Raw genomic sequence first — 24,902 nt, 5'->3', positions numbered from 1 at the left:
ATACCCTCATCTCCCTTAAAAATGGTATAATAAGCTTTGTTTTTGAATGAATGTGGAGGGAAGTTTATGCCGGAACCCATGCAGGACATACAGCCGGTGACTTTGTCGTCACAGGCGTTTTTACTTTTATGCCGTTTGTTTGACGGGTGCTATGACGAACTAAAGCAGAATGAATCCATTCAGGAACTCATTGAGTCGATTGCGAATATCTTGCTGGCGGGTGTGGACACCCTGGAAAAACAAGAGCAAAAACCTCGATCCATCACGTTTCCTTTGACACTGCCACAAGCCTTTTTTCTGCGGAGATTGATTGTGGAGACGCTGGCCCATGCCCCTGAACAAGAGGAGCGGACCGTGAAGTGGCTGCAAGAATGTTTGGCAGCCCTGTCTGGGGAAGGTGGAAGTCATGCTGCACCGATCCCCTGAGCTGCATGTGATATCCAGCGGACGACAGTCTTTGGATGAACTGCTTCGCCTGGCAGAATCGGCTTTTGCAGGCGGGATGAACTTTTTTCATATCCGGGAAAAGCAACGAACTGCCCGGGAATGTATGGACCTCGTACTTGCATTAGTGCAGACGATCCCGGGAAGCTGTCTGATCGTCAATGATCGCGTAGATGTGGCCGCAGCAGCTCATTGCCGAGGTGCCCATCTCGCTTATCACAGCTTGTCCCCCCAAGAAGCGAGAATGGTTCTGTACGAAGACCAATGGGTGGGCAGGTCGGTGCATTCCTATGCAGAAGCGCAGGAAGCGCATACGCAAGGTGTCGACTACATGCTGTACGGACATGTCTATGCAAGTGGATCCAAGCCTGGCATTCAGCCACGCGGTACCGAGGAATTGCAGCGTATTACATCGACTATCCAGGTTCCTGTGATGGCGATTGGCGGTATCACGCCAGAAAATACAGCAGAAGTTCTAAGGGCGGGATGCGCAGGAATTGCCGTGATGTCCGGCATTACGGCAGCAGATGATGTGAAAAAGGCTACGCAAGCATATCGACAAGCATTGGATCGCTGGGAGGAGAACAAAGCATGAGAGATCGTGAGCTGCTTCGCCAGAAAATGGGCGTTTATTTTGTCGTAGGGACACAGGATTGCGGATATTCCGTAGAGCGAACCTGTGATATTGTTGCGGAAGCGTTGCGCGGGGGAGTGGGAACGCTGCAGCTCCGTGATAAAGGAAGCCAATTATCACAAGAGGAGCGCTATCAGCTCGGATTGGAACTGCAGAGCTTGTGCAAGCAACATGACACATTGTTTATCGTCAATGATGACGTGGAACTGGCTGTTCGCCTACAAGCAGATGGCGTTCATGTTGGACAGGATGACATGGCTTTGGAAAACGTGCGGTCTGCTGTTGGAGAGCGCATGTACGTGGGCATTTCGGCAGGGACTGTGGAAGAGGCTTTACGCGCCAGAGACGGAGGAGCAGATTGCATCGGTGTGGGTGCGATGTATGCCACTGCGTCCAAGGCAGATGCAGGAGAACCGATTGGTCCTGAAGGTTTGCGCCAAATCCGCCAGGCTGTAGGGCCACAGCTGCCCATTGTTGGAATCGGGGGAATCACACTCGAAAATGCCAGCCAGGTCATTCAAGCGGGTGCAGATGGTGTTGCCGTCATCAGTGCGATCAGCAGAGCTGAATCCCCAAGTGAAGCTGCCCTTTCGCTGGCGCGGATTGTACGGACTATCTAGCACGGTCAAGGCCGATCATACATATGGTACGGTAAAAGTGCGCGGGATCAATACATCGGGGTACAAAAGGTGGTGGAGACCATGAAAAATCGGATTTATCGGATTGGATATGAGTGGGTCAGCAAGCGAGAGCTGCTGGAACGTCTGTCTATAAACGATAGCTCCTTGATTGAGCATAAGCGATTACACCCAAAGGCAAACGATCTGGAAACAGAGGTGCCGCCGGAAGAGGAAAGACATACTGTTCTGATCCGCAGCCAGCGCCGTCCTAATGAATGGGTGACTTTCAACGGTTTGTACGAGGTACTGAATCGGGAACCGATACCGTGGATTGACTCTCCTCTGGAGTACCATCAGTTTGGGTCAGAACTGATTCCGGGGAACATTCGCCGGGAAAAGGCTCCTCAAGGCAGAATTCCAGCGCGAACCAAGCTTCAGATTGCAGCCATTCGGCAAGATACAGTCTTTGTTACTGTGCCCGGACATCCATCTAGACGGTATGAGATGGATTTGTCACATGCGCGGTTTGCCAAGGATCATCCGACTGATCTGGAAATGAAGCTTCAAGTTTATGCCTATCCGCCAAGACATGACATATACGTGGATTGGCTTCTGAAAGAAGGACGAAAATCCGGAATCATCACAAGACCCAACCAGGAAAGAGTAGAGCGTTCTGCTTTTCAAGTATGGGATGAACTCCGAGTCGAATATGGCATCAGTGTGAGCGCCGCACTCGTCGCGATCAAGCAAGCGTTGATTGTGCTGGATCGTGCAGGAGTGGAAACGGACTTTCCGTACCCTGTTCAAGAAAGATCGGACCTCAGCTTGTTTAGTGAAGCCGAGAGGGATGCTTTTTACTCCTATCATGCTGTACGCTCTGCAATGGCGGCCGTATCTGCCCTGCTTACGACCGATCCCAAAGAGCCTTTGCAGGATATTTTGCTGCTTGATATTATGCTGGAGCAACAAGCAAACCGCAGACGTGATACGTAACGTCGGCGGCTTTTTGTTTTTGGGGGGCTATAGGGTATACTAGACTGGTAAATACATAAAACGGTCACGACCGTTTTTTTGGCCGCAAGCGGTCACATCAAATTTATGAAAAACGTCTAGATGTTTCATTTCCTCGATGAGAGGGGACGTTTTTCACAGAAAAAAGGACGTGTAGCACATGTACGTATCTATGAACCGATTGACAGTACCTGCAGATTATCAATCTCATCTCGAACGGGCTTTCGCACAAGGTGGAGAACGCATGAAAGACGTTCCAGGCTTTCTCGAATTCCTGTTCCTTGCTCCTGCTAAGGGAGATGAATACATCGTGTTCACGAAATGGAACAGCGAACAGGATTTCCGCAACTGGACAGAGAGTGATGCATTCAAACGGGCACATACGGGTACTAATCCGAATAGCCCGGTCAAGTCTGATCTGCGAAATTACATCGTGAAAGCACAAGCATAATTTGTTTGAACAATAAACATTTTTTTACACAAATGATCCTTGTCCGTGATATGATAGTAAGAGAATGGAAAGCGCTTACATTTCATCCTTACTTTTGAAGGGGGCAATGGTTGCATGAACAGCTCGGAAGAACATTTTTCACTTGTGAATGTTCCTACTCATCTAAAAGAGTTTGTTGTCGAACAGGATTACGATCGTTATACGCCCGTTGATCATGCCGTCTGGCGCTATGTGATGAGGCAAAACAGCAATTTTTTGGGCAAGACTGCTCATGTTGCATACTTGTACGGATTGACGACATCAGGAATCAGTGTAGAGCATATTCCCGACATTAGCGAGATGAACAAATCTTTGTCCAAGATTGGTTGGGGTGCTGTGACGATCAACGGGTTTATTCCTGCTGTTGCTTTTTTTGATTTTCAGGCGCATCAATTGCTCCCAATCGCGTGCGACATTCGTCAATACGATCATATCGCTTACACACCGGCTCCAGACATCATTCATGAGGCAGCGGGTCATGCCCCCATCATCGAGGATGAAAAATACCGAATGTATCTTAAGGAATTCGGTGAAATTGGCTCTCGTGCCCTGTCTTCGCGCGAGGATTATGAACTGTATGAAGCCATTCGCTTACTCTCGATTGTCAAAGAAGATCCAGGCTCGACAGCAGAAGAGATCCAGGCAGCAGAAGAAGATCTGGACAGAAAAGCTGCCGCCGTGACGGAAATATCGGAAGCAAATGAACTCTCCCGACTTTACTGGTGGACGGTCGAATATGGACTGATCGGTGATCTGGATCGTCCGCTTATTTATGGTGCTGGCTTGCTCTCATCCGTAGGGGAAAGCATGAGCTGCCTGAAGGACGATGTCAAAAAAATTCCGTTCAGTCTCCAAGCATGCATTGAGACGGATTATGACATCACCAAGCCACAGCCCCAGCTTTTTGTGTGCAAGGACTTCGATCAGCTGATCGAGGCGGTAAGAGAATTTTCCAAGAGAATGGCATTGTCGTTAGGCGGAACCGAGAGTTTGATCAAAGCAAGCAAGATGCCGCAAACATCCACAAGTGTATACAGCTCGGGTCTACAGGTGAGCGGAATTCTTACCGGTCTGAAAATGGATGACAAAGGGGAAGCCGTCTACTTGCAAACAACGGGACCAACGGCTCTCGCTACGAAAGACAAAGAGCTCATTGGTCACGGCAAGGACTATCACGCTGAAGGGTTCGGCTCTCCGATAGGCTTGCTTGCAATTGATCCGACACCTCTTGAAGACTTCTCTGACGAACAATTGTCTGCTGCAGGCATAACAGTTGGCAATCCGGCAACCTTGTTGTTCCAGTCTGGTGTGGAAGTCAAGGGTGTTGTCAAGTATATTCTTCGTGAAGAGGACCGTGTCGTTTTGATAGGATTTGATCAGTGCACGGTTACGTATCAAGGTGAGACCTTATTCCAAGCAGCCTGGGGTACGTATGATATGGCGGTTGGGGAGAAAATAATATCTGTCTTTGCAGGTGCCGCAGATCGCGAAGCCTTTTCTACAGGAACACATAAGCCCTCCGAAGTGGTTGCCAAGCGCCAGGAATACACACTACAGGAATTAAGGCAGCAGGCTATTTACCAGGAAGTGAGGGACATCCGGGAACAAAACCCTGATGCCGACACAGCGAGCTCTCGAATCAAGCCAATCCTATCTGAAGTCCAGAAGGATTACCAGGATGATTGGCTGATCCGGCTGGAGCTTTTGGAGATTCTTACCACGAAACAGATACTTCCGGAAGAACGGGATCAATTGCTGGCAGAGCTCGAAGAACGGAAAGCGAAGGATGAGCAGGATGCACAGCTTATTGAGAATGGCCTCGCTTTAATCCCATAAGTAGGTATCGGTAAGGCGTGATTTTGTCCAGTAGGATCGATCACGCCACTTTACACTGACCTAATTTTCAAGCAATAATAAATATACAGATAATTGACGGATGTTTATTGGAATGTTTATCGCTATAGGAACGTTATTGCATGAAAAAGGAGACAGGGGCATTGAAAAAGCAAATCTGTTTGGATCTCATGAATCAGGCCTCTGAAATGGAGGCCAAGACAGTTATGTTGTTGTCCCATCTTCCCCCTTTCTCTACCTGGATTCAGGAGGGGCAAGAACGAATTCAGACCATGCTTCACGAACTTATCACAGGTTTGATTGAAACGCTGGAAACAGACGAGCAGAGTGCGATCGAAAATAAAATTCTGGCAAGCGCCCATGGCTGTGGATTGAAAGGTTCTCCCGTTCTGTATCTTATTGAGCCATTGCGTACTTGTCGGGAAGTCATCATCGAACGGATACAGTGCCAGTCGATGGCTTATGTGGCAAAAGGAGGGGAGTCCTCCCATTTTTACGAAATTCAGTTCTCCTTGTTCAAGCTGGTCGACGACCTCATCTATCATGCTGTTAAGACCTATCAAACAATCCAAGAGGAAAGCGGAACAGCAACCTATGAGACCTCTTGTCAAGCTCCTGACGTGGACGATTTTTCGGAAATGGTCGAAAAAGGATTGGTTCAATACGTCTTGCAATCGAGTGATACGGGTGTATTGATGATCGACCGGAATTTGATCATTCGAGAAGTCAATGAACATTATGCCAAAATGATCAACATCAAGAGGGAAGGGCTTATTGGTCGACACATGGATGAGGCGTTTGCTTCCGATGTCAGTGTTCGTTACCTCCAATGGGTGATTGAAAAGGGAGAAAACGGTTACTACATGTTTGACTATGAAGGCCGTTGGATGACTGTCAGCACGAGCCCGATCTATGACCAGGGTGAAGTGTGCGGAGCGATTGCTGTTTTGCGGAATATTACAGAGACGAAGCGATACGAAGAAGAGATGACCAAGCGGGAAGCATTGGCCGCAGTAGGCCAGCTGGCAGCAGGGATGGCTCATGAAATTCGCAATCCTCTCACTTCGATCAAAGGCTTCATCCAGCTCCTGAGAGAGCAGGCTGACCACGAGCATCGGGATTCGTTTTACTCCGTTATTCTGATGGAAGTGGAACGAATAGACGGTTTGTTGAACGATGTTTTGGTTTTGGCCCGTTATCGAGATGAAAATATTGTGCTGGAGCCGTTCCCGGTCATGGACGAGCTTTTAGGTGTGGTACGTCTGTTGGAGCCGGAAGCCAATCGCAGGGGAATAAATCTGGAATTGCAGCTAGAGACTGGAGAATGGTTCGTACACGGTCATCGAGCGCGTATCAAGCAAGCTTTTCTCAACATTTTAAAAAATGCTTTCGAAGCTATACATACGAAGGGAAAACTAGTTCAGGTAAAAGTGACTGCCACGGCAAAGGATATTGTCTTCTTGATTGAGGATGACGGACCCGGATTGACGGAAGACAACAGGAAAAACCTGTTTGTTCCATTTTATACGACGAAGCCAGAAGGGACCGGTCTCGGTTTATCGACGACCCAACGCATCATCGCGGATCATGGCGGCTCTATTTATGCGGACAATTCCCCGAGACTGGGTGGTGCCCGCTTTGAAGTAAGGTTGCCTTTTGTCGTGCAATGAATAAGAAAAAAGACGGCTTATACCGTCTTTTTTTGTTTATTTGACCAATCGATGTCGAAGCGCTTTCGCCACAGCCTGGGTGCGATCCTCCACCCCCATCTTATGCAAAATGCGGTGAACATGGGTTTTGACTGTTCCTTCTGATATGAACAGATTCTGTGCAATTTGATCATTGCGAAACCCATACGCGATTTGCTGTAGGACATCCAGCTCACGTTCTGTCAAATCGTCTAACAGGAGGGGCTTGTCGGTTGGCGGTTCAGGTTGGCTGAATTGCGTGTGCAGGACTTCTGCCAACGCCTTTGCAGCCGTGACCGTATGGAAAAGGGCCTCACCTTGATAAGCACGACGGATCAAGTCGAGCATTTCCTGCGAGTCAGCGTCTTTTAACATATAGCCAACCGCCCCAGCACGGATTCCTTCCACGACATAATTGTGATTATCAAAGGTTGTAAGTATCAATACCTTTATCTCAGGATGCTTCATCACGATTTCCTTTGTCGCTTGGATACCTGATTTCTTGGGCATCTGGACATCCATTAAGACGACATCAGGAGTGATCGAGGAGATGAGCTCGACAGCTTCTTCTCCATCAGATGCTTCGCCAATGACTTCCATGTCCGATTGCATCTGGATGACGTAACCCAAACTCTGCCGAATCATGGTTTGGTCATCCACCAAGGCGACACGTATCCTATGTTGGGTTTTTGAATCGCTCATCCATGATTCTCTCCTTTCTTAACAGGTTTATTTTCATATTTTTTGATCGGAATGCTCACATTCATTTGAAAACCATGGGTTTCACGGATAAAATAGGTAAGTGTGCCATTTAATGCTTCAATTCTTTCTTGCATTCCATTCAGTCCGAAACCCGGCTTGATTTGGCTTTTATTCGTTATCGAGCCGTTGTCCTGAATGCTCAGGTGGATAGCGCCATCTTGTTCTTCCACATAGACCTGCATGTTGGTGGCATTTGAGTGACGGAGTGTGTTGGTGATGGCTTCTTGCAGGATTCGGTACAGCGTGATGGTGATTTCTTGAGTCAATGGCATGTTGTCCAAATCATCTGAAACAATTTCCATCTTTAAGCCGGTATGCTTTTCAACCTGTGATACGAGCGCACGCAGCGGCATTAATCCTAGCCATGTGCTGTCACTGGCCAGTGTATGCACGGAGGATCGAATTTCCTCCAAGCTTTGCTTCGCTACTCCCAGCATGTTTTGAACGGCTTCTTGTGCATGTGGAGGGCCATCCTGCAGCATGTATTTCAATGCATGTAATTGAACGATCAAGGAAGTCAGGCTGTGGCCCAAGGCATCATGAATATCTCGGGCAATACGAGTACGTTCTTCAAGCACTGCTACCTGCATCGTGTCAATAGCTGCGTCCTGAAGCTGTTGGTGCGCTTCTTGCAGTTCTGCATGTGCTTTCTGTAATTCAGCAAAATGGCGCTGATTCGTTTCATAGGCTTCATTCTGGATCCTGTAGCCTCTCGATCCAACATAGCATCCGATATAGGTCAAGGCAAACGGAGATATATGCACCAAAGCTAAGTTTTGGTCGAATAAAAGCAGCAAGGTAGTACATATCCCGAACAGCGTAGCGTAAACGAGGGAGCGTTTACCGCCAATATTGTGACCGATAAAGACGGCCAATGGAATCATCAGACCGTATCCTTCGCCTCCAACCAGAATTCCTTTTAAAAGGGAAGCGATACCGATGAGGACTGCGCTAAACTCAATCCAATAGGGTTTCCAGTTGTTTTTTGGAATCCAAAACAAAAAAATGTAACTTACAAACAAGATGATCGTAATAGAGAATTGGAGCGGAGTTTCCCGGATGAAAGAATTGGGAAGCAAAGCCAATACGATCAAGACTGTAAACCAAATGACCAGTATTCGTTTTTGCAATGTGGATTTGATCCCATTCAGCAAAGAGAGTTCCTTCTTTCTCTGGCTGTAATTATACACTCAGTTTCATTCTAGCATGAGGTGTCGTCTATCTCTAGATAGATACCTTTCACAAATATACAGCCATGTGATAGATTTCACCACGTGTCTTCATCGTTAGAATGGAATAGGATCATGAGCTTTTTATGTACTGATGGGGGGATTTTGTGGTTACGGGTCTTGGCAAGGGATGTTTTGGCAGATGCTGCTGTCAGACATTTCCTCGAACAGGGCGCGGAACATTTTCATTACAAGCAACAAGGAGTATAAGCAACAAGCTGATTGGAAGAGGTGAGTGGTTGTGAATGTGTCTGAGTTATCGATTAAACGCCCCGTCCTGATGATCATGCTGACGGTGGCCATGATGATTTTTGGCTTCGTTTCACTACCCCGCTTGGCGATCGACTTGATGCCGGAGCTTAATTTTCCGGTTGCCGTCGTAGTAACATCTGTAGACGGTGCATCCCCGAGTGAGGTAGAAAAACTGGTAACCAAGCCGATTGAGAATGCGCTTGGTACCGTGTCCAATCTGGATAGTATTCAATCGGTGTCCATTGAAGGAGCATCCCAGGTCATTCTGATGTTCAACTGGGGAACCGATCTGGATATGGCAACACTGGACATGCGGGAAAAGGTGGACCAGGTGCGTGGAGCACTTCCTGATTCCGCACGCGCTCCACGTGTATTGCGGATTGATCCAAACAGCATGCCGATTATCACCTTTGCAGTAACAGGTGATGAAGATGTAAACCGACTGAAGGATTTGTCTGAGGATCTTATTCAATCCCGTTTAGAACGTATTGACGGCGTAGCATCCGCATCGATCAGCGGCGGACAAAGCAGAGTCGTCGATGTGGTTGTAGATCCTGCCAAATTATCAGCCTATGGACTCAGTCTGGATCAGATTTCCCAAGCCTTGAGTGTCGGAAACCTGTCCGGGTCAGCGGGTTCTGTACGTGAAGGCGATGAAAAAATGAGCATTCGCGTACAAGGTGAATTTTTGAATGTCGAACAAATTGCGATGACTCCTATCTCTGTGGGAAATGGCGGTTCTATCCGTCTCAGTGACATTGCGCAGGTCAGCGACACACGTGAACCTGTTTCCCAGATCAGCTATGTGAATGGCAAGCCTAGCTTGGGCATTTCCATCATCAAGGCATCTGGTGGTAACACGATCGAAGTAGCTGATCAAGTAAAAGCTGAGATGGAGAAGATCAAAGCAGATTTGCCAGAAAATATGGAAGTTGTCATGACCATGGATAATTCCACCTATATTAAAGATTCGATCTTCACAACAGCAGAGCATGCTTTGCTCGGAGGCGGAATCGGGATGATTCTCCTGTTCTTCTTCCTGGGCAGCTTGCAGTCGATGCTGGTTGCAGTCATCGTGCTTCCTGTCTCCATCGTGGCGACATTCCTCTTGATGTATATGACGGGGCAGACGATCAATTTGATTTCCTTGTCCGGTCTGACATTAGGTCTAGGATCACTCATTGACTTTGCCGTCGTAATGCTGGAAAATATTTTCCGGAAACGCGAAGAAGGCAAAGGAATGATGGCAGCAGCCTTAGAGGGTTCCAAAGAGGTAGGTACTGCGGTTATGGCCTCTGCCTTGGCGCAAATTTGTGTATTCTTGCCGATCGCGCTGACGGAAGGGATCGCTGCCGAATTATTCGGACCGCTAGCTTTGACAGTCGTGTATTCTCATATTGCGGCATTGGTATTCTCGCTTTTGCTGGTACCGATGCTAAGTTCACGAATTTTGAAGAAGATCCCGAATCATGGGGATCACGAAAACTATCGGGGCATCAACCCGGTCATCTGGTTCAATATTGGTTTCAAAAAGCTGGAAAGAGCGTATCACCGACTGCTGAAGTGGTCTCTTCGCAAACGTAAAACCGTTATGGCGGCTTCCGTCATCCTGATGATTTCCTCCCTTGCATTGACGCCTATGATTGGCGCCGAGTTTATCCCGGCAATGGATGAAGGTCAAGTCAATGTGTCGATCAAGATGCCAAATGGTACAGTCCTTGCTGAAACGGAGAAAGTCACCAAACAAGTAGAGGAGATCGTGAACACGATCCCTGAAAAGGATATTGTTTCTACATCAGTTGGTAGCAGCGGGTCGCCACTGGCAAGTACCTTGTCGTCCCATATGGGTAGCGTCACCTTGATTCTGGTGGATGTGACTGAAAGACAGCGTTCTTCCAATGATATCGCGATGGATTTGCGTGAGAAGCTGAAATCCATTCCAGGACCAGAGATTACCGTAAGTGCTAGTCAAGGGATGTCCACAGGCTCACCGATCCAGGTAAATCTCTCCGGTGATGACCTCGAAGTTCTTCGGGATATCAGTGCGATCATCAAAGGCGAGATCGAAACGGTACCAGGTACGGCGAACGTCGCAACTAGTCTGGAGTCGTCCTTGCAAGAGTTTGAAGTAAAAGTGGATGCTGAAAAGGCGAGCATATACGGCCTGACTACCGGTCAGATCCTGTCAAGTGTTCGCACTACCTTCCAAGGTCAAACGGTAACGAAATACCGTACCGGCGACGATGAAATTGACGTAAAACTGAAACTCCCTGAGGAGTACCAGGAAGATATCAACTACTTGAACAATTTGCGAATTTCAACACCGACTGGCGCTCAGGTTGCGCTGTCGTCTGTGGCGACCATCAGCAAAGTGGATATTCCAATGGCCATTAATCGTACCAACCTGACTCGTCAAGTAAACATTACGAGTGATCTGGCTGGACGCGATTTGAATTCAGTCAGCACTGAAATTCAAGCGAAATTGTCAAATTTGAATCTGCCAGACGGCTACAAGCTGGACTTTGGCGGACAAAGCGAGGACATGGCTGAGTCATTTGCTAGTCTCGGACTCGCGGTGTTGCTTTCCGTAGTACTCTTGTACATGGTAATGGCAGCCCAGTTTGAATCGTTGTACAGTCCATTCATCATCATGTTCTCGGTTCCACCGACGATCACGGGTGTTTTGATCGGATTGCTCGTAACAGGCACGGCGATCAGCGTATCCGTCTTTATCGGTTACATCCTGCTGATTGGTCTGGTTGTGAACAACGCGATTGTTTTGATTGACTACGTGAATCAGCTGAGAGCGAAAGGATGGGAGATGAACGAAGCCATCCTGCACGCTGGTCCGATCCGTTTGCGCCCGATTTTGATGACGACGCTCACTACGATTCTGGCGATTGGACCACTTGCGTTTGCTGGTGGATCAGGTACGGAGACGCAAGCACCAATGGCTATCGCGGTTATTTTTGGTCTTAGCTTCTCTACACTGATTACACTCGTTTTGGTACCTGTAGTCGCTTCGTGGTTCCATGACATCGGCAGAAAACGCAAGGAAAAACGTCTGAAAAAGAAACAAAAGAAAATCGTTCCGGCTATTGAATCGTAAGGCGTGCTCGGAGAAGGAGGGACATTATGAATAGAAGTATGAAACCCGTCATATTGGCACTATTAGCCATATCCCTGGTGGTGGGAGGGTGCTCCGCTCCGGAAGCGGCCGCACCTACCGAAGAAAAGGCAGAATCAGTCACCCCTGTACAAGTAGACGCAGTGTCGAATGGAACGGTTGATTCGGAGGCAGGTATTACCGCAAAGCTAGCTCCAAGCGAGGAAGTACAGGTGATGCCAAAATCGGGAGGGAAGCTCACTTCCCTTCCAGTCAAGCTCGGTCAGCAGGTGAGCAAAGGTCAAGTGTTGTTTAAACTGGATGAACAGGATTTGATCAACGGCGTACAACAGGCAGAAGCGGCATACGCTGTGGCTCAAGCCAGTTTGAAGCAAAGTGGCAGCAGCTCGGATCAAGGCTTGGTTCAAGCACAAAACGGATTGAAGCAAGCAGAGATATCATTGAATGATGCAAAAGTGAATCAGCAGCGGATGCAAAACTTGTTCACACAAGGTGCGATCTCCTCGCAGCAAATGGAGCAAGCGAATACCCAGCTGACCAATGCACAGCTTGCATACACCAACGCTCAAGAAAATCTGCAAATGGCTTCCCAAAAAACGGGCCTGCAGGTGTCTGAGGCATCTGTGAAGCAAGCGGCTGTAAACCTGCAAAATGCCAAGGAACAATTGGCCAATGCAACGGTTACATCTCCAATCGACGGCTTTGTCTCCAGTGTAAATGGAGCGGTCGGACAAATGGCAGGTCAGTCGCCTGTCGTAGTCGTTGTAAATACCAACCCGCTGATCGTGAAAGCTAATCTGTCTGAGACAGAAATCACAAAAATTGCGGTTGGAACACCTGTGAAAGTACATGTTCAATCTACGGATCAAACCTTGGACGCGAAGGTAACAGCCGTCAGCCCGGTCATGAACAGCCAGCTGAAGGCTTATCCGATCGAGATCTCTATTCCGAATCCTTCTAATGAGCTGAAGTCGGATATGGTGGTCAACGTCACCTTCCCGGCTGCTGGATCTGAAGGTGCTTCCGGTCTGGTTGTCTCCCGTCAAGCTGTCTTCGAGCGCAGCGGTCAACAGTACGTATTCAAACTGGAAGGAGACGTTGTGAAGCAGGTTGAAATCACGACGGGTAAATCCTCCAGTGACAAAATTGAAGTGCTGTCGGGTCTGAGTGCTGGAGATCAAGTGGTTGTCAAAGGTCAAACCCTCTTGAAAGATGGAAGCAAAATTAGTATTCAGAAGTAAGAAGGAACTGTAGAGGGAAAGAGACGGAGATGATCCGTCTCTTTTTTGGATAATGTAGGTATAAACAAAAAAGAAGTAGGAAACGAGGTAACCGAATGAATAACCGTACAAAGCAAAAGTCCTATCCACTGAAGGTCGCTTCACGTTTATTATTGATCATTATTGGGGCACTGATCGCGGCATACGGCCTCGAAGCTGTACTCATCCCAAACAATGTATCCGATGGAGGTGTGACTGGTCTCAGCATCGTTGGTTCACAATTGTTTGGATTGCCATTGGGACTCCTCATTGCTGTTTTTAACATTCCTTTTGTTTGGTTAGGGTACAAGCAAATCGGTAAAAGCTTTGCCATTTATTCCGTTGTCGGCATCGCTTCACTGGCAGTTGGCACTAGCCTGATGCACCATATTCCAACCATCGTTCAAGGCGATACATTGTTAGTTACCGTTGTCGGTGGGATCATTATCGGTTTTGGTATGGGTCTAGCCTTGCGTAATGGTGGCGCATTAGATGGTATTGATATGTTAGCCGTTCTACTTTCGCGTAAACTGCCTTTTGGAACGAGTGACCTCATCCTGTTCTTGAACATGTTTGTATTTATAGTTGTCTCCACTGTATTTGGACTTCAAGGGGCAATTCTTTCAGCGATTGCATACTACATCGCTTCTAAAGTCATTCACATTGTGGAGGAAGGTTTAAGCGGTTCTAAAACCTTTAAGATTATTACGAGACAGCCAGAAAAAATGGTAGAGACGATTCGTGATCGCCTGGGTCGAAGTGCAACCTATAAGGATGCTTACGGTGGATATTCACATGAGCAGTTTAAAGAAATTACTTGTGTCATCAACCGCATGGAAGAAAGTAAAATGAAAGAAATCATCCATGACATTGACGAGAATGCCTTTGTTACGATCTATGACGTAGCAGAAGTAAAGGGTGGTAATTTCAAAAAGCATGATATTCATTAAAAAAGGGAAACAAGCAGTCTGGGTAATGGAAGTGTTTGAGATGATCTCTACTCCTATCCATCAGATCTATATCAGGCAGTCAATCGATCATTGATAGTTGCAGAGAACCTCTCAAAGGAAAATAAAAGTACGGGTCGCATCCTTCTAATTACGAAGATGCAACCCGTATTTTTTCATTTTCTGCAGGACTGCCGTATGACTGACACCCAGATAAGCAGCTGCTTGCCGTATGGAAGCGTGCTTTTTCAGGGCGTTCGCGACCAAACCTTTTTCATAGGAATCCATTTGCTCACGCAGAAGTGTGGATGACTGTGAAGAAGAGTGTTCTTCGTGGACAGATACATCTTGCTGGATATCCAGATACAAATGCTCGGCTAAAATCTCGTTACCGGGACAAAGGTAAACAGCTCGCTCCAGTACATTTTGCAGCTCCCGCACATTTCCTGGCCAGTTGTGAGCTTGCAGGGCATGGATCGCAGAGCGGGAGAGGAGCATCGTGGGTTGGTTCGTAGTGCGACATACTTTTTGCATGAAAAACTGTGCGAGCATCGGGATGTCACTTTTTCGTTCGCGAAGCGGTGGTATCAGGATCGGAATGACGTGCAAGCGATAATATAAGTCTTCGCGAAACTGTCCCTTGCTCGTCATGTCAGCAAGATTACGATTGGTTGCCGCAATAATCCGTAGGTCGATCGGGATCGTCTTGCTGCCACCCACCCTACGTACGCGGCGTTCCTCCAATACACGCAGCAGCTTCACTTGTAAATGCAAGGGTAGATCTCCGATTTCATCGAGAAACAAAGTACCACCCTGCGCGATTTCAAACAGTCCGAGTTTTCCGCCCTTTAACGCCCCTGTAAAAGCACCTTGCTCATATCCAAAGAGCTCGCTTTCCAACAGTGTGTCCGGAATCGCCGCACAGTTGATAGGGACAAAAGGTCCAGCAGCCCGATTGCTTTCGAAGTGGATCGCCTTGGCAAACAGCTCTTTTCCTGTTCCGCTCTCCCCTTGTAAGAAGACGATAGCATCACTTTTTGCGATGCGTTTTGCCGTCTCGATGCACTGCCTCATAATGGCACTTTGCTGAATGATTTCGTCGAAAGTGAATATTTCACCTTTTTGCACGGTAGAAAGCAGTTCTTGCATTTGTTTATGGTCTCTGAGAACGATGACAACGCCTTGTTGTTCGCTTTTTTCAGGGGAAACGATCGGATGATAGCTGCAGACGAACGTCATCGGTATCTTTTGTGCGACCAATAGGCTTACTGGAACACTCGGCAGATCGATGGCCTCAAGCATACAACGTCTAATTTCGCTTACAGCCTCGCCCCACAGCTTTTCGATCGAGTGATACAACAGCTGTCCTGGCTCCATTTTCAGCATCGCTTGAGCGGCGCGGTTAATCGTTGTCACACGCAATTGATCGTCTAAGAGCAGGATGCCTTCCGAAACAGTGGTCAGGATCGTACGTATTCGATTTTCACGCTCTTCAGCAGGAAGGTATGGGATTACTGTAGCCTGTTCCACGCCTGATACCTGCGAGATCCTTTCCACGATGGTGGTGATCTGGCTTGCAGGCACGGGAGGGATTTTTACATAAATGTAATGCGGTCTCACTTCCATGCCGATGATGTCTAGCTGGTTAGCAGCAATGCAAGCAATGACCTCGTGTGTAATCCCAACGCGGTTTACGCCTTTGATCTCTAAAGTGATACCCCTCAATGCGATCCCATCCATTCTCAAAAGTTCCGCATTCTGTCATCTTGTTTCTATCATAGCAAAAGAAAGCCTAGTACGATATGTACTAGGCGCAAGAAGCTTAAGCAAATGAAAGGGCGATATCCAAATCATCGATAATATCTTCAACATCCTCAAGACCGACAGACAATCGAATAAGCCCGTCAGTAATACCCATTCTTACTCGTTCTTCAGCCGGAATGACGGAGTGCGTCATGGATGCAGGGTGCTGGATGAGGGAATCCACATCACCAAGGCTTACGGCTCGTTTGCATAATTGCACGTTGTTCATCATGCGAATGCCTGCATCCATGCCGCCCTTCAGTTCAAAAGAAAGAATGCCTCCAAAGCCGTCCATTTGCTTACTGGCCAGCTCGTATTGGGGAAACTGTGGCAACCCAGGGTAGTAAACTGCAGCTACTTTGGGGTGTTGATGCAGGAACGCGGCTACTTTCCCGCCGTTTTCGCAATGACGATCCATTCGTACACCGAGTGTTTTCAATCCGCGAATCAGCAGGTAAGCGTCAAAGGGAGCGAGGATCCCGCCGATGTCTTTTTGTGTGGTCATGCGAATCGTGTCCATGATAGACTTCGGACCTACAGCGATGCCAGCAATGACATCCCCGTGCCCACCGATATACTTGGTGGCACTGTGAATGACAATGTCACAGCCGTACTCGATAGGTCTCTGCAAATAAGGGGACATGAAGGTGTTATCGACCACCACATAAGCGTCTGCTTCTTTGGCAATTTTCGCAACCAGCTCTAAATCAACCAGCTTCATGGTTGGATTGATCGGGGTTTCGATATAGATGACTTTGGTCGATGGCAGAAGATGAGCACGGATCGACTCCTCATCTGTCATGTCACAAAGCGTGTAGTCAACATGAAAGCGGTCTTTCATCAAATTGAGCAAGCCATAGGTGCAGCCGTATAGTCCTTCGGTTCCGAGAATATGATCGCCTGTTCTGACGAGAGCCATGAGTACGGCTGAAACTGCTGCCATTCCAGAGGCAAAGGCAAGGCCGGCTTCTGCCTTTTCCAAAGCGGCAACTTTTTCTTCCAGGACATGGACAGTCGGGTTGCCAAGCCGTGAATACATATATCCAGATTCTTCGCCAGCAAAACGCTTTGCGCCTTCTTCGACGGAGGAAAAAACAAACGTCGAGGTCTGGTAGATGGGGGTAGCCAAAGAACCGGTTCGGGGATCGGTATCCGTACCCGCATGAATCGCAGTGGTAGAAAGGCCGTATTTTCTTCTTGTTTGGTTGACGTTCATACTCGAATCACCTCATGGTAATAGTGTTACAAGGCATTCATGCATGAAGCATGCCAAGTAAAGAAAGTCAAAAAATTCAAATAAAATTTAAAAATATCTGAAAACGTAGGAATAAAAACTTTCCAAATGGTAATAAAACGAACCGATGTTGATTTTGTGGTGGGAGAACGGAAATACACTTTGTCATGCAATGTCGTGCACAAAAAAAGGGAGTCGGTGAGGGGAAAGGGTATAATAAATGGACAGAAGAAAAATCTATCGCTTTAAAAAGGAGAAAAAATGAAAGAGGAAAAATCTTCGATAAAGCCAGGATGGAATTTTGACAATAGCTATGTGACTTTGCCGCAATCGTTTTTTTCGAAAATCAGTCCTCCTCCTGTAAACTCGCCAAGTCTGGGGATCTTGAATGAACCACTGGCGAAGGAACTTGGTCTAAACGTGCAAGCGCTCAAAAGCAAGGAAGGGGTGGCGGTTTTTGCAGGAAACCTGGTCCCTGAAGGTGCGATACCTGTCGCACAAGCGTATGCCGGGCATCAATTCGGTCATTTTACCATGCTAGGGGACGGTAGAGCGATCCTGCTTGGTGAACAAATAACACCTCAAGGTGAACGGTTCGATATTCAATTAAAAGGTTCGGGTAGAACTCCGTATTCCAGAAGAGGAGATGGTCGGGCAGCACTGGGGCCCATGCTCCGTGAATACATCATCAGTGAAGCGATGCATGCGCTTGGCATCCCGACAACCCGCAGCCTTGCAGTCGTAGAAACGGGTGAGTACATCCACCGTGAAACAGAGCTGCCTGGAGCCATCTTGACTCGCGTGGCAGCCAGTCACTTGCGGGTCGGCACCTTTCAATTCGCTAGACAATGGGGGACTGAAGACGAACTTAAGGCTCTTGCGGACTATACAGTGGAGCGACATTATCCTCTGGTTGCAAAGGATGAAAACCGCTATCTTTCTTTGCTTCAGGAAGTGATCAAGCGACAGGCAGCTTTGATTGCCAAGTGGCAGCTCGTCGGCTTTATCCACGGGGTAATGAACACCGACAACATGGCCATTAGCGGAGAAACCATCGATTATGGCCCATGTGCTTTCATGGATGCGTATGACCCGGCCACCGTATTCAGCTCCATCGATGTTCAGGGGCGTTATGCCTATGGCAATCAGCCGTATATTGCCGCTTGGAATCTGGCCAGATATGCGGAGACCCTTTTGCCACTGATTCATGAAAACGCGGATGTAGCGGTCAAAATGGCTGAAGATGAGATTAAAAAGTTTCCCGCGCTCTATCAGCATCAGTGGCTTCAAGGTATGAGAGCAAAACTCGGTATCTTCAGCGAAGAGACAGAGGACGAGGACCTGATCAACCGCCTCCTCAGCATCATGCAAGAGAATCGTGCAGATTTCACCAATACTTTCAGAGCTTTGACAAACGATAAGCCAGAGGATACCGGTCTGTTTTGCTCAACGGAATTTACCCAATGGCATGAGCAATGGCACGCGAGACTCGGCAGGCAGCAGGAATCAAAAGCTGCCTCACTCGAATTGATGCGAAAGAGTAATCCTTCCGTAATCCCTCGAAATCACCGTGTAGAAGAGGCTTTGGAAGCTGCAGTGGAACAAGGGGACTACAGTGTGATGGAGAAGCTGCTTGAAGTCTTGTCCCACCCTTATGTGTATGATCAAGTCATCGATGAGACCTATACACAGCCCATGCAATCAAACCGTCCTTACCAAACCTTTTGCGGTACCTGATAACGATACATGAATGGTCAACGATAAGATCTTCCTCATGATAGAAATGGGGAAGATTTTTTTGTGAATGAGGTACTTGCCCGACATGCGTACACTTTCCAACAGCCTGTACTTGGTTTCTGCATGTCAAACCTCTGTTCCAAATATACTCTTAAAAAATATCGGTTATTGGAGGAAGAATATGGAAGCGATTGTATGCACGAAATATGGATCGGCAGATGTTTTGGAGCTGCAGGACGTAGAAACGCCCGTCCACAAGGACAAGGAAAATTCGGGTTAAAGTCCATGCGACGACTGTCACATCCGGAGATTGCCGAGTGCGGGCCTTCAATAGTCCATTCATGTACAGGAAAGGGAACATTCAAAACGGACAAAAAGTACTAGTCTATGGCGCTTCTGGAGCGGTAGGATCTTCGGCAGTACAGCTTGCGAAGTGCTTTGGGGCAGAAGTCACCGGGGTATGCAGTACAACCAATCTAGAGCTGGTAAAGTCTTTGGGTGCTGATCATGTTATTGATTATACGAAGGAGGAATTTACAAACAGTGAAGAAAAGTACGAAATCAAATTGCATGAAAGCACTAACCTCAACAGGGAAGTTCGTAACCGTAGATGGTCAAGGGATAGCAAAAGAGCGTCTGGAGGATGTCATCACTCTCAAAGAGTTGATGGAGGTGGGGAAGCTGAAAGCGGTCATCGATCGATGCTATCCAATGGATCAAATTCGCGATACACGTATGTAGAAAAAGGGCACAAGAAGGGCAATGTCGTCATCACGATTGGACGTGAACCTACAAGGTAGGGGTTAAACTCGATATGGGAGTTTTCGAGCGCTCTTTACCTAAAGAAAGACCGCATAACAGTTAACATAACAAATATTATGTGATGATAATTGTCACGTATTTAAGACAAAGTGTCCAACCTGCTTTTGGCTTCTGGTAAGATTCGCTACAATAGGATTATCTGTATCAATTTTGGAGGTACTCATGGGTGGAGAACTTTCTGTCTTACTAGCCTTCGCGGCGGGCTTTCTCTCGTTTATTTCTCCTTGCTGTTTACCGCTCTATCCGTCCTTTTTGTCTTATATTACGGGCGTGACGGTAGATGAGGTGAAGAAGGGGAAAGCTGTTTTTCAAAAGCAAGCGTTGCTGCACACCTTGTTTTTTATCATTGGATTTTCCATTATCTTTATCGCACTTGGTTTGTCCACATCCTGGATTGGGAGCATGTTTGTCAATCAACAGGACTTGATTCGACAGCTTGGTGGAATATTACTGGTGATCATCGGACTCGTGATGCTTCAGGTTTTCAAGATGGACTGGATGATGCGCACATGGAAGATTGATTTAAAATCGCGCCCTTTGGGGTATACTGGTTCTATACTGGTAGGCATGACGTATGCTGCGGGCTGGACTCCATGTGTAGGTCCAATCCTCTCGGGGATTATTGTCATGGGTGTGTCTGAGCCTTCCTTGGCTTTGACGTACACACTGGCATACACCTTTGGCTTTGCCATCCCGTTCTTTGTCATGACCTTTTTCATCAGCAAAGTCAATGCGATCGTCAAGTACTCTGATCGCTTTATGAAGGCTGGTGGGGTCATCATGATTTTGTTTGGTGTTTTGCTGTATACGGATAAGTTGACGGACATTACACGCGTGTTGATTCAACTGTACGGGGGCTTTACGGGATTCTAACCGAGAAAGCTGAGGGATGAAATGAAAAAGCTGGTATTGGCAATGTTTCTGGCTGTGGGGATCGGCTATCTAATCGTCGACCAGCCACAGGGTGGAGCCCATGTCTTCGCGAACGAGCAAAAACCGGAAGTGGGCTACCAAGCTCCCCACTTTTCTTTGACTGGACTGAACAATCAGGTATACAGAGTGGAGGGAAAGCGGGACAAACCCGTCATCGTGAACTTCTGGGCATCTTGGTGTGGTCCATGCAAAATGGAAGCGCCAGACCTTCAAAAAATCTTTGAGAAATATGGAAAAGAAGTTGACCTTTACGGCGTGAACGTAACTTCCAATGATAATCCGGAAACGGCGATGGAGTTCGTACAGACGTACAAGCTGACTTTTCCAATCCCGATGGACGTGACGGGTGCGGTATCTGACCGTTACAAGGTCATGGCCTTTCCCACGACTTATTTGATCGACCAGCAGGGCGTGGTTCGCAAAAAAATCATTGGCATGATTGATGCGGCTACGCTGGAAAAAGAGCTGAAGGCAATGCTAGCAGAATAATACCAGGTATGGATGGAAGCCGCTGTCGTGTTCGAGACAGTGTAAGCGTCAAATCCCCCCACCTGTTTCTGGAAACCAGAGTCTGTCACAATGAATCCATCATCATTCAGAAAAGGATGGATTCTGTGGTCGCCGCGCTGAGCCCCGAATGCTAAATCTGACGGGAACTTCGCAGGTGTATCTCGCTTGTGGCACGACGGATTTGCGTAAATCGATTGACGGTTTGGCCCGCGATCGTCCAGGAACAGTTTTCGCTTGATCCGTTTTCCACCGCATTATTTGTGTTTTGTAACAGGAGGCGGGACAAGCTCAAGATCCTTCAGTGGGATCATGCGGGCTTTGGGCTTTATTATAGGCGTCTCGAACGTGGCACGTTTCAATGGCCCTCCACGGGCCATTCTCCCCTTTGTCTCACGCAACGGGAGTTGCGTTGGTTACTTGATGGTCTGTCCTTATCACAACAGCACGCCCATCCTGGCATCTCACCCAAAGTGGTCATTTGAGCAAAGTCATCTCTTTGAAGGAATTTCCCCTGGGTTTGTCGAATGAATCCCCTATGAAAACAAGAACGGAATCCCTCACCTTGGAACAACTCCAGCATGACTACGGAGACGCGTAGTGAACTTGCCATGGTACCCGCACAGGTGAAAGTCGTTCAGCATGTGCGGCAGGTATATGCCTGCCGTCACTGCGAACGACATGAGCTGCAAACTCCAATCATCACTGCTCCGATGCCAAAGCCCGTGTATCCGGGTAGTTTGGCCTCTCCTTCAGCGATGGCGTATACGATGTGCCAAAAATACGTGGATAGCATGCCACTCTACAGGCAAGAGCAACAGTTTGCCCGTATGGGCTATACGTTGTCGCGGCAAACGATGGCAAATTGGATGATCTATGGTGCAGAGAAATGGCTAACGCTGATTGTGGAGGGAATGAAGGATTATCTGCTCAAACAAGAGGTGCTGCATGCGGATGAGACGACGTTGCAAGTGTTGAAGGAGCCTGGGAAATCGGCAGAAACCACTTCGTATCTGTGGATCAAGCCATTTGTGATCGGGCGTAAAAACTGGCTGTTTGCGAATACTCCACGGGGAGCAACGGCGAGCGCTACTATTTACAGTGTCATCGAGACGGCAAAAGAAAATGGGCTACACCCGTTCCGGTATCTTCAGTACCTATTCGAAAAATTGCTACAGCTTTCAGATATTCATGAGCCGAAGGCACTGGAACCGTTTATGCCGTGGTCAACTTCGTTGCCGAATACCTGCCGTGTTCCTTAATCTCCATCTATCATATGCTGGCTCCCATCTACCTACTAGGTGGGGCCTATTTGACGTTCACGAGACAGTGGCTTTTTTCTCGTCTTCTTTGGTATGCGCCAGGTGGCTCTCGGCCCATTTCCCCCGAATGCCTGTTTTTTTGTACTTTTGCCTAAAGAACAGGGTTGTTCTCTTTCATAGACTGGATTGAATCCAGGGCTAATGGAGGAATGTCAGATGGCCAAAGGTAAGAAAATCAAAAAAGACAAGCGACAGCATTCCAATCAGGTAAACTTGAAAATGGTCACCTCAACTACTTGTCAGGTATGTAAGCAACAGTGCGCACAGGGATTGGCCTATCTTGAAAAGATGTCTGAACCGGGCGCCATCGGCTATGGAGTTCCGTGCATCCTGACAAAAAAGTAATGGCATGCTAGTTCGAGCTGGCTGTCAAAGAACCAAGAGATAATCCCTTTTCTGAGGAATGGGATTATTTTTTTGTTTGAGATGTGAACCTTCGTTCGCTGTACGCTGGTCTGCCTCCGATCCCTGTATTATACTTAAACGATAGCCTAGTGACCGAGAAAGGAGTTGATCGTGTGCGCCCATTACAAATATCCGCGGAGACCGCAGTCAAGCTGGCCGAAGCACTTGATGTTCCATTGGAGAGACTGATGCATATGCCGCAGCACATTTTACTGCAAAAAATGATGGAGCTGGCCAAGCAGGAGGAAAGCGCTGAGAGTCCTGTTGAACCAAAGGAATGACACGCTTGGAAGTGTAGAAGAATAGAGGATATTTCACTGTTACGTGGAAGGTGTAAGGAACGTTTTTTTACAGGAGGAGAAGCAGATGGCAGTCAATGTAGCACATAAATTCCGTAGTGGATTGAAACCACAAGCTTTCGTAGAAGGAATGACAAAAAATAAAGAGCAATTCCAAGAGTGGTCCAATGCTTTTGCATGGCCAAGTGAAGAAGATCAGGCCTTTTTTGCATCTTTAAGCCACCGCGATGATCTGCGCTGCCTGATTCTGGCTGCTGATTGGTGCGGAGATGTCATTCGCAACGTTCCGGTAGTGCTGAATGCGCTGGCCGATACGGAAATCCCGACTGAAATCCTCGTGATGGAAGATCACCTTGACCTGATGGATGAGTTTTTGACGATGGGTGGTCGTGCGATTCCTGTCGTCATCTTCGCAGATACAGGTGGCCATGTTTTGGGCAAATGGGGTCCCCGTCCAAAGCATGTCCAAGAAGTGATGATTGCTTTCAAACAACAAAATCCGGATCGCAATGCGCCTGATTATGAGGCTAATATCAAAGTAGCACGTGAGCAGATGCTCCAGCAGTACGGTGAAGGAACGGGTTACCAAGCCGTTATTGTCAAAGAGCTGAGAGAAATCCTTTCTTCCTTGTAAAGAGATGATCAGACGCAGGCGGGACGAGATTCCCGCCTGTGTGTTTGGAAGGGCTGAGATCGATGCATTATTACGGCAATGAAACCATTATGTCTTTAGAGCAGGTGCTTCGCTTGAAGGCATCGGAAGTAAGGATCTTGGAGTGGGTCAGAACCTATGAATTTCTGGAAAACACCTATGGGGTAGACGAGCCTGTCCCTTACTTTTTGGAGATCCGATGTGAAAGTGAAGGAGTACGTATCAGAAAGAATCGAATCATGGATTTCCCCGATTATCAATGTGAAGGTGAAGAAGTATTTCCGAATGTGGAGCAGGCTTTGGCAGCTTTTCATCAGTGGGCAGAAGAAATTTTAGCTCGAACAGAAAAATAATCCAAAAATCTATTGACTCGTATACTTGTTCATGTTAAATTAATAAACGTCGCTCCTGGTTCACAAAAACCATACACGGACGACGTAAAAGATGCCGGTGTAGCTCAATTGGTAGAGCACCTGACTTGTAATCAGGGGGTTGTGGGTTCAAGTCCTATCGCCGGCACCATCTTTTCAGGTGGATTGATTTTTTCAGAGAATCGAGTTACAATCATTGTACAGGTTTTACTTGCCGGTGTGGCGGAATGGCAGACGCGCGCGACTCAAAATCGTGAGGGAAACCGTGGGGGTTCAAGTCCCTTCACCGGCACCAACTACGAATTAGAATGCTCTTGGGATATAAAAATCCTAAGAGCTTTTCTTGTTTAGACAATCGTCAAGACAAACTCGATTCGCCAGATCAGAACAGGTGATTGAGAAGAGTGGGTACAAGTTGCCTAGCAGCTCCGTTTCCCTTTCATCCATCGGATTCATTTGAACATCCTTTTTATTGTTTTGTACATGAATCAATTTCATAA

The 24,902-nt window shown here is 47.5% G+C and carries 22 protein-coding genes, 2 tRNA genes and 2 pseudogenes; 22 read left to right on the top strand and 4 right to left on the bottom strand.

Features of this window, described 5'->3' with window-relative positions; translation table 11 throughout:
• Positions 1-66: 66 nt before the first annotated feature.
• The 7 genes from EDM52_RS12420 to EDM52_RS12390 all read left to right on the top strand — a co-directional run bounded on the left by EDM52_RS12420 (position 67) and on the right by EDM52_RS12390 (position 6,723).
• Positions 67-426: a hypothetical protein gene (locus EDM52_RS12420; RefSeq protein WP_122909305.1), complete on the top strand. Its 360-nt coding sequence runs from the start codon at positions 67-69 to the stop codon at positions 424-426.
• Complete coding sequence (locus EDM52_RS12415) at positions 407-1,039, top strand: thiamine phosphate synthase (RefSeq protein ID WP_122909304.1); 633 nt, start codon at positions 407-409, stop codon at positions 1,037-1,039. Before EDM52_RS12420 ends, EDM52_RS12415 begins: the two co-directional genes overlap by 20 nt.
• Entirely contained in the window at positions 1,036-1,698 is a 663-nt protein-coding gene (thiE, locus tag EDM52_RS12410) for a thiamine phosphate synthase (RefSeq protein ID WP_122909303.1), read from the top strand. Before EDM52_RS12415 ends, thiE begins: the two co-directional genes overlap by 4 nt.
• 81 nt (positions 1,699-1,779) lie before the next feature.
• Complete coding sequence (locus EDM52_RS12405; RefSeq protein ID WP_122909302.1) at positions 1,780-2,691, top strand: hypothetical protein; 912 nt, start codon at positions 1,780-1,782, stop codon at positions 2,689-2,691.
• A 178-nt stretch (positions 2,692-2,869) separates the two neighbouring features.
• Positions 2,870-3,160: an antibiotic biosynthesis monooxygenase family protein gene (locus tag EDM52_RS12400; RefSeq protein WP_122909301.1), complete on the top strand. Its 291-nt coding sequence runs from the start codon at positions 2,870-2,872 to the stop codon at positions 3,158-3,160.
• A gap of 114 nt (positions 3,161-3,274) precedes the next feature.
• Positions 3,275-5,035, top strand: coding sequence for an aromatic amino acid hydroxylase (locus EDM52_RS12395; RefSeq protein WP_122909300.1), 1,761 nt, complete (start codon positions 3,275-3,277; stop codon positions 5,033-5,035).
• Positions 5,036-5,196: 161 nt separating this feature from the next.
• Complete coding sequence (locus EDM52_RS12390) at positions 5,197-6,723, top strand: two-component system sensor histidine kinase NtrB (RefSeq protein WP_183185044.1); 1,527 nt, start codon at positions 5,197-5,199, stop codon at positions 6,721-6,723.
• A 36-nt stretch (positions 6,724-6,759) separates the two neighbouring features.
• Here EDM52_RS12390 and EDM52_RS12385 read toward each other — a convergent pair whose 3' ends face one another.
• Positions 6,760-7,443, bottom strand: a complete 684-nt coding sequence (locus EDM52_RS12385) for a response regulator (protein ID WP_122909298.1) — start codon at positions 7,441-7,443, stop codon at positions 6,760-6,762.
• Complete coding sequence (locus EDM52_RS12380) at positions 7,440-8,654, bottom strand: sensor histidine kinase (protein WP_122909397.1); 1,215 nt, start codon at positions 8,652-8,654, stop codon at positions 7,440-7,442. The genes EDM52_RS12385 and EDM52_RS12380 overlap by 4 nt, the downstream gene beginning before the upstream one ends.
• A gap of 319 nt (positions 8,655-8,973) precedes the next feature.
• Here EDM52_RS12380 and EDM52_RS12375 point away from each other — a divergent pair, with 319 nt between their 5' ends.
• From EDM52_RS12375 to EDM52_RS12365, 3 genes are all read left to right on the top strand, one after another.
• Entirely contained in the window at positions 8,974-12,093 is a 3,120-nt protein-coding gene (locus EDM52_RS12375; protein ID WP_122909297.1) for an efflux RND transporter permease subunit, read from the top strand.
• A 26-nt stretch (positions 12,094-12,119) separates the two neighbouring features.
• Complete coding sequence (locus tag EDM52_RS12370) at positions 12,120-13,352, top strand: efflux RND transporter periplasmic adaptor subunit (RefSeq protein WP_122909296.1); 1,233 nt, start codon at positions 12,120-12,122, stop codon at positions 13,350-13,352.
• Between the two features lie 95 nt (positions 13,353-13,447).
• The gene (locus EDM52_RS12365; RefSeq protein WP_122909295.1) at positions 13,448-14,320 is read left to right on the top strand and encodes a YitT family protein; all 873 of its coding nucleotides are present in this window, start codon (positions 13,448-13,450) and stop codon (positions 14,318-14,320) included.
• Between the two features lie 144 nt (positions 14,321-14,464).
• Here the strand turns inward: EDM52_RS12365 and EDM52_RS12360 are convergent, their stop codons facing one another.
• Complete coding sequence (locus tag EDM52_RS12360) at positions 14,465-16,057, bottom strand: sigma 54-interacting transcriptional regulator (RefSeq protein WP_122909294.1); 1,593 nt, start codon at positions 16,055-16,057, stop codon at positions 14,465-14,467.
• An 82-nt stretch (positions 16,058-16,139) separates the two neighbouring features.
• On the bottom strand, positions 16,140-17,336 hold the full coding sequence (gene megL, locus EDM52_RS12355) for a methionine gamma-lyase (protein ID WP_122909293.1): 1,197 nt from the start codon (positions 17,334-17,336) through the stop codon (positions 16,140-16,142).
• 279 nt (positions 17,337-17,615) lie between these two features.
• Between megL and EDM52_RS12350 the strand changes: the two genes are divergently transcribed.
• The 12 genes and pseudogenes from EDM52_RS12350 (at position 17,616) to EDM52_RS12295 (ending at position 24,697) form a co-directional block, all read left to right on the top strand.
• A complete protein-coding gene (locus EDM52_RS12350; RefSeq protein ID WP_122909292.1) occupies positions 17,616-19,091 on the top strand; it encodes a protein adenylyltransferase SelO in 1,476 nt (491 codons plus the stop codon).
• A gap of 181 nt (positions 19,092-19,272) precedes the next feature.
• Positions 19,273-19,891 (top strand): annotated as a pseudogene (locus tag EDM52_RS12345) (NAD(P)-dependent alcohol dehydrogenase).
• A gap of 184 nt (positions 19,892-20,075) precedes the next feature.
• Complete coding sequence (locus tag EDM52_RS12340) at positions 20,076-20,786, top strand: cytochrome c biogenesis CcdA family protein (protein WP_122909291.1); 711 nt, start codon at positions 20,076-20,078, stop codon at positions 20,784-20,786.
• 21 nt (positions 20,787-20,807) lie between these two features.
• Entirely contained in the window at positions 20,808-21,335 is a 528-nt protein-coding gene (locus tag EDM52_RS12335; protein ID WP_122909290.1) for a TlpA family protein disulfide reductase, read from the top strand.
• A 188-nt stretch (positions 21,336-21,523) separates the two neighbouring features.
• The gene (gene tnpB / locus EDM52_RS25675) at positions 21,524-21,838 is read left to right on the top strand and encodes an IS66 family insertion sequence element accessory protein TnpB (protein ID WP_122909289.1); all 315 of its coding nucleotides are present in this window, start codon (positions 21,524-21,526) and stop codon (positions 21,836-21,838) included.
• A 96-nt stretch (positions 21,839-21,934) separates the two neighbouring features.
• Positions 21,935-22,615 (top strand): annotated as a pseudogene (locus EDM52_RS12325) (IS66 family transposase); the annotation flags it as partial.
• Positions 22,616-22,831: 216 nt separating this feature from the next.
• Positions 22,832-23,020 (top strand): hypothetical protein, encoded by a 189-nt coding sequence (locus EDM52_RS12320; RefSeq protein ID WP_122909288.1) that lies wholly within the window; start codon positions 22,832-22,834, stop codon positions 23,018-23,020.
• 173 nt (positions 23,021-23,193) lie between these two features.
• Positions 23,194-23,361: a YycC family protein gene (locus EDM52_RS12315; protein WP_122909287.1), complete on the top strand. Its 168-nt coding sequence runs from the start codon at positions 23,194-23,196 to the stop codon at positions 23,359-23,361.
• A gap of 85 nt (positions 23,362-23,446) precedes the next feature.
• Positions 23,447-24,013, top strand: coding sequence for a thioredoxin family protein (locus EDM52_RS12310; protein ID WP_122909286.1), 567 nt, complete (start codon positions 23,447-23,449; stop codon positions 24,011-24,013).
• Positions 24,014-24,075: 62 nt separating this feature from the next.
• Entirely contained in the window at positions 24,076-24,384 is a 309-nt protein-coding gene (locus tag EDM52_RS12305) for a hypothetical protein (protein ID WP_122909285.1), read from the top strand.
• Positions 24,385-24,477: 93 nt separating this feature from the next.
• A tRNA-Thr gene (locus EDM52_RS12300) sits at positions 24,478-24,553 on the top strand.
• A gap of 62 nt (positions 24,554-24,615) precedes the next feature.
• Positions 24,616-24,697 (top strand) — tRNA-Leu (locus EDM52_RS12295).
• The last annotated feature ends 205 nt before the right edge of the window (positions 24,698-24,902 follow it).

This window comes from Brevibacillus invocatus, from assembly GCF_003710915.1.
GTDB classification, from domain to species: domain Bacteria; phylum Bacillota; class Bacilli; order Brevibacillales; family Brevibacillaceae; genus Brevibacillus; species Brevibacillus invocatus.
The sequence above is the reverse complement of the archived record's forward strand: the minus strand, read 5'-3'. Positions and strand labels throughout refer to the sequence as shown.

Bases quoted from the DNA above. Each gene is read 5' to 3' on its own strand.
- EDM52_RS12420 (WP_122909305.1), top strand. From the start codon at position 67: ATGCCGGAACCCATGCAGGACATACAGCCGGTGACTTTGTCGTCACAG.
- EDM52_RS12415 (WP_122909304.1), top strand. From the start codon at position 407: ATGCTGCACCGATCCCCTGAGCTGCATGTGATATCCAGCGGACGACAG.
- thiE (WP_122909303.1), top strand. From the start codon at position 1,036: ATGAGAGATCGTGAGCTGCTTCGCCAGAAAATGGGCGTTTATTTTGTC.
- EDM52_RS12405 (WP_122909302.1), top strand. From the start codon at position 1,780: ATGAAAAATCGGATTTATCGGATTGGATATGAGTGGGTCAGCAAGCGA.
- EDM52_RS12400 (WP_122909301.1), top strand. From the start codon at position 2,870: ATGTACGTATCTATGAACCGATTGACAGTACCTGCAGATTATCAATCT.
- EDM52_RS12395 (WP_122909300.1), top strand. From the start codon at position 3,275: ATGAACAGCTCGGAAGAACATTTTTCACTTGTGAATGTTCCTACTCAT.
- EDM52_RS12385 (WP_122909298.1), bottom strand. From the start codon at position 7,443: ATGAGCGATTCAAAAACCCAACATAGGATACGTGTCGCCTTGGTGGAT.
- EDM52_RS12370 (WP_122909296.1), top strand. From the start codon at position 12,120: ATGAATAGAAGTATGAAACCCGTCATATTGGCACTATTAGCCATATCC.
- EDM52_RS12365 (WP_122909295.1), top strand. From the start codon at position 13,448: ATGAATAACCGTACAAAGCAAAAGTCCTATCCACTGAAGGTCGCTTCA.
- EDM52_RS12360 (WP_122909294.1), bottom strand. From the start codon at position 16,057: ATGGATGGGATCGCATTGAGGGGTATCACTTTAGAGATCAAAGGCGTA.
- megL (WP_122909293.1), bottom strand. From the start codon at position 17,336: ATGAACGTCAACCAAACAAGAAGAAAATACGGCCTTTCTACCACTGCG.
- EDM52_RS12350 (WP_122909292.1), top strand. From the start codon at position 17,616: ATGAAAGAGGAAAAATCTTCGATAAAGCCAGGATGGAATTTTGACAAT.
- EDM52_RS12340 (WP_122909291.1), top strand. From the start codon at position 20,076: ATGGGTGGAGAACTTTCTGTCTTACTAGCCTTCGCGGCGGGCTTTCTC.
- EDM52_RS12335 (WP_122909290.1), top strand. From the start codon at position 20,808: ATGAAAAAGCTGGTATTGGCAATGTTTCTGGCTGTGGGGATCGGCTAT.
- EDM52_RS12320 (WP_122909288.1), top strand. From the start codon at position 22,832: ATGGCCAAAGGTAAGAAAATCAAAAAAGACAAGCGACAGCATTCCAAT.
- EDM52_RS12310 (WP_122909286.1), top strand. From the start codon at position 23,447: ATGGCAGTCAATGTAGCACATAAATTCCGTAGTGGATTGAAACCACAA.
- EDM52_RS12305 (WP_122909285.1), top strand. From the start codon at position 24,076: ATGCATTATTACGGCAATGAAACCATTATGTCTTTAGAGCAGGTGCTT.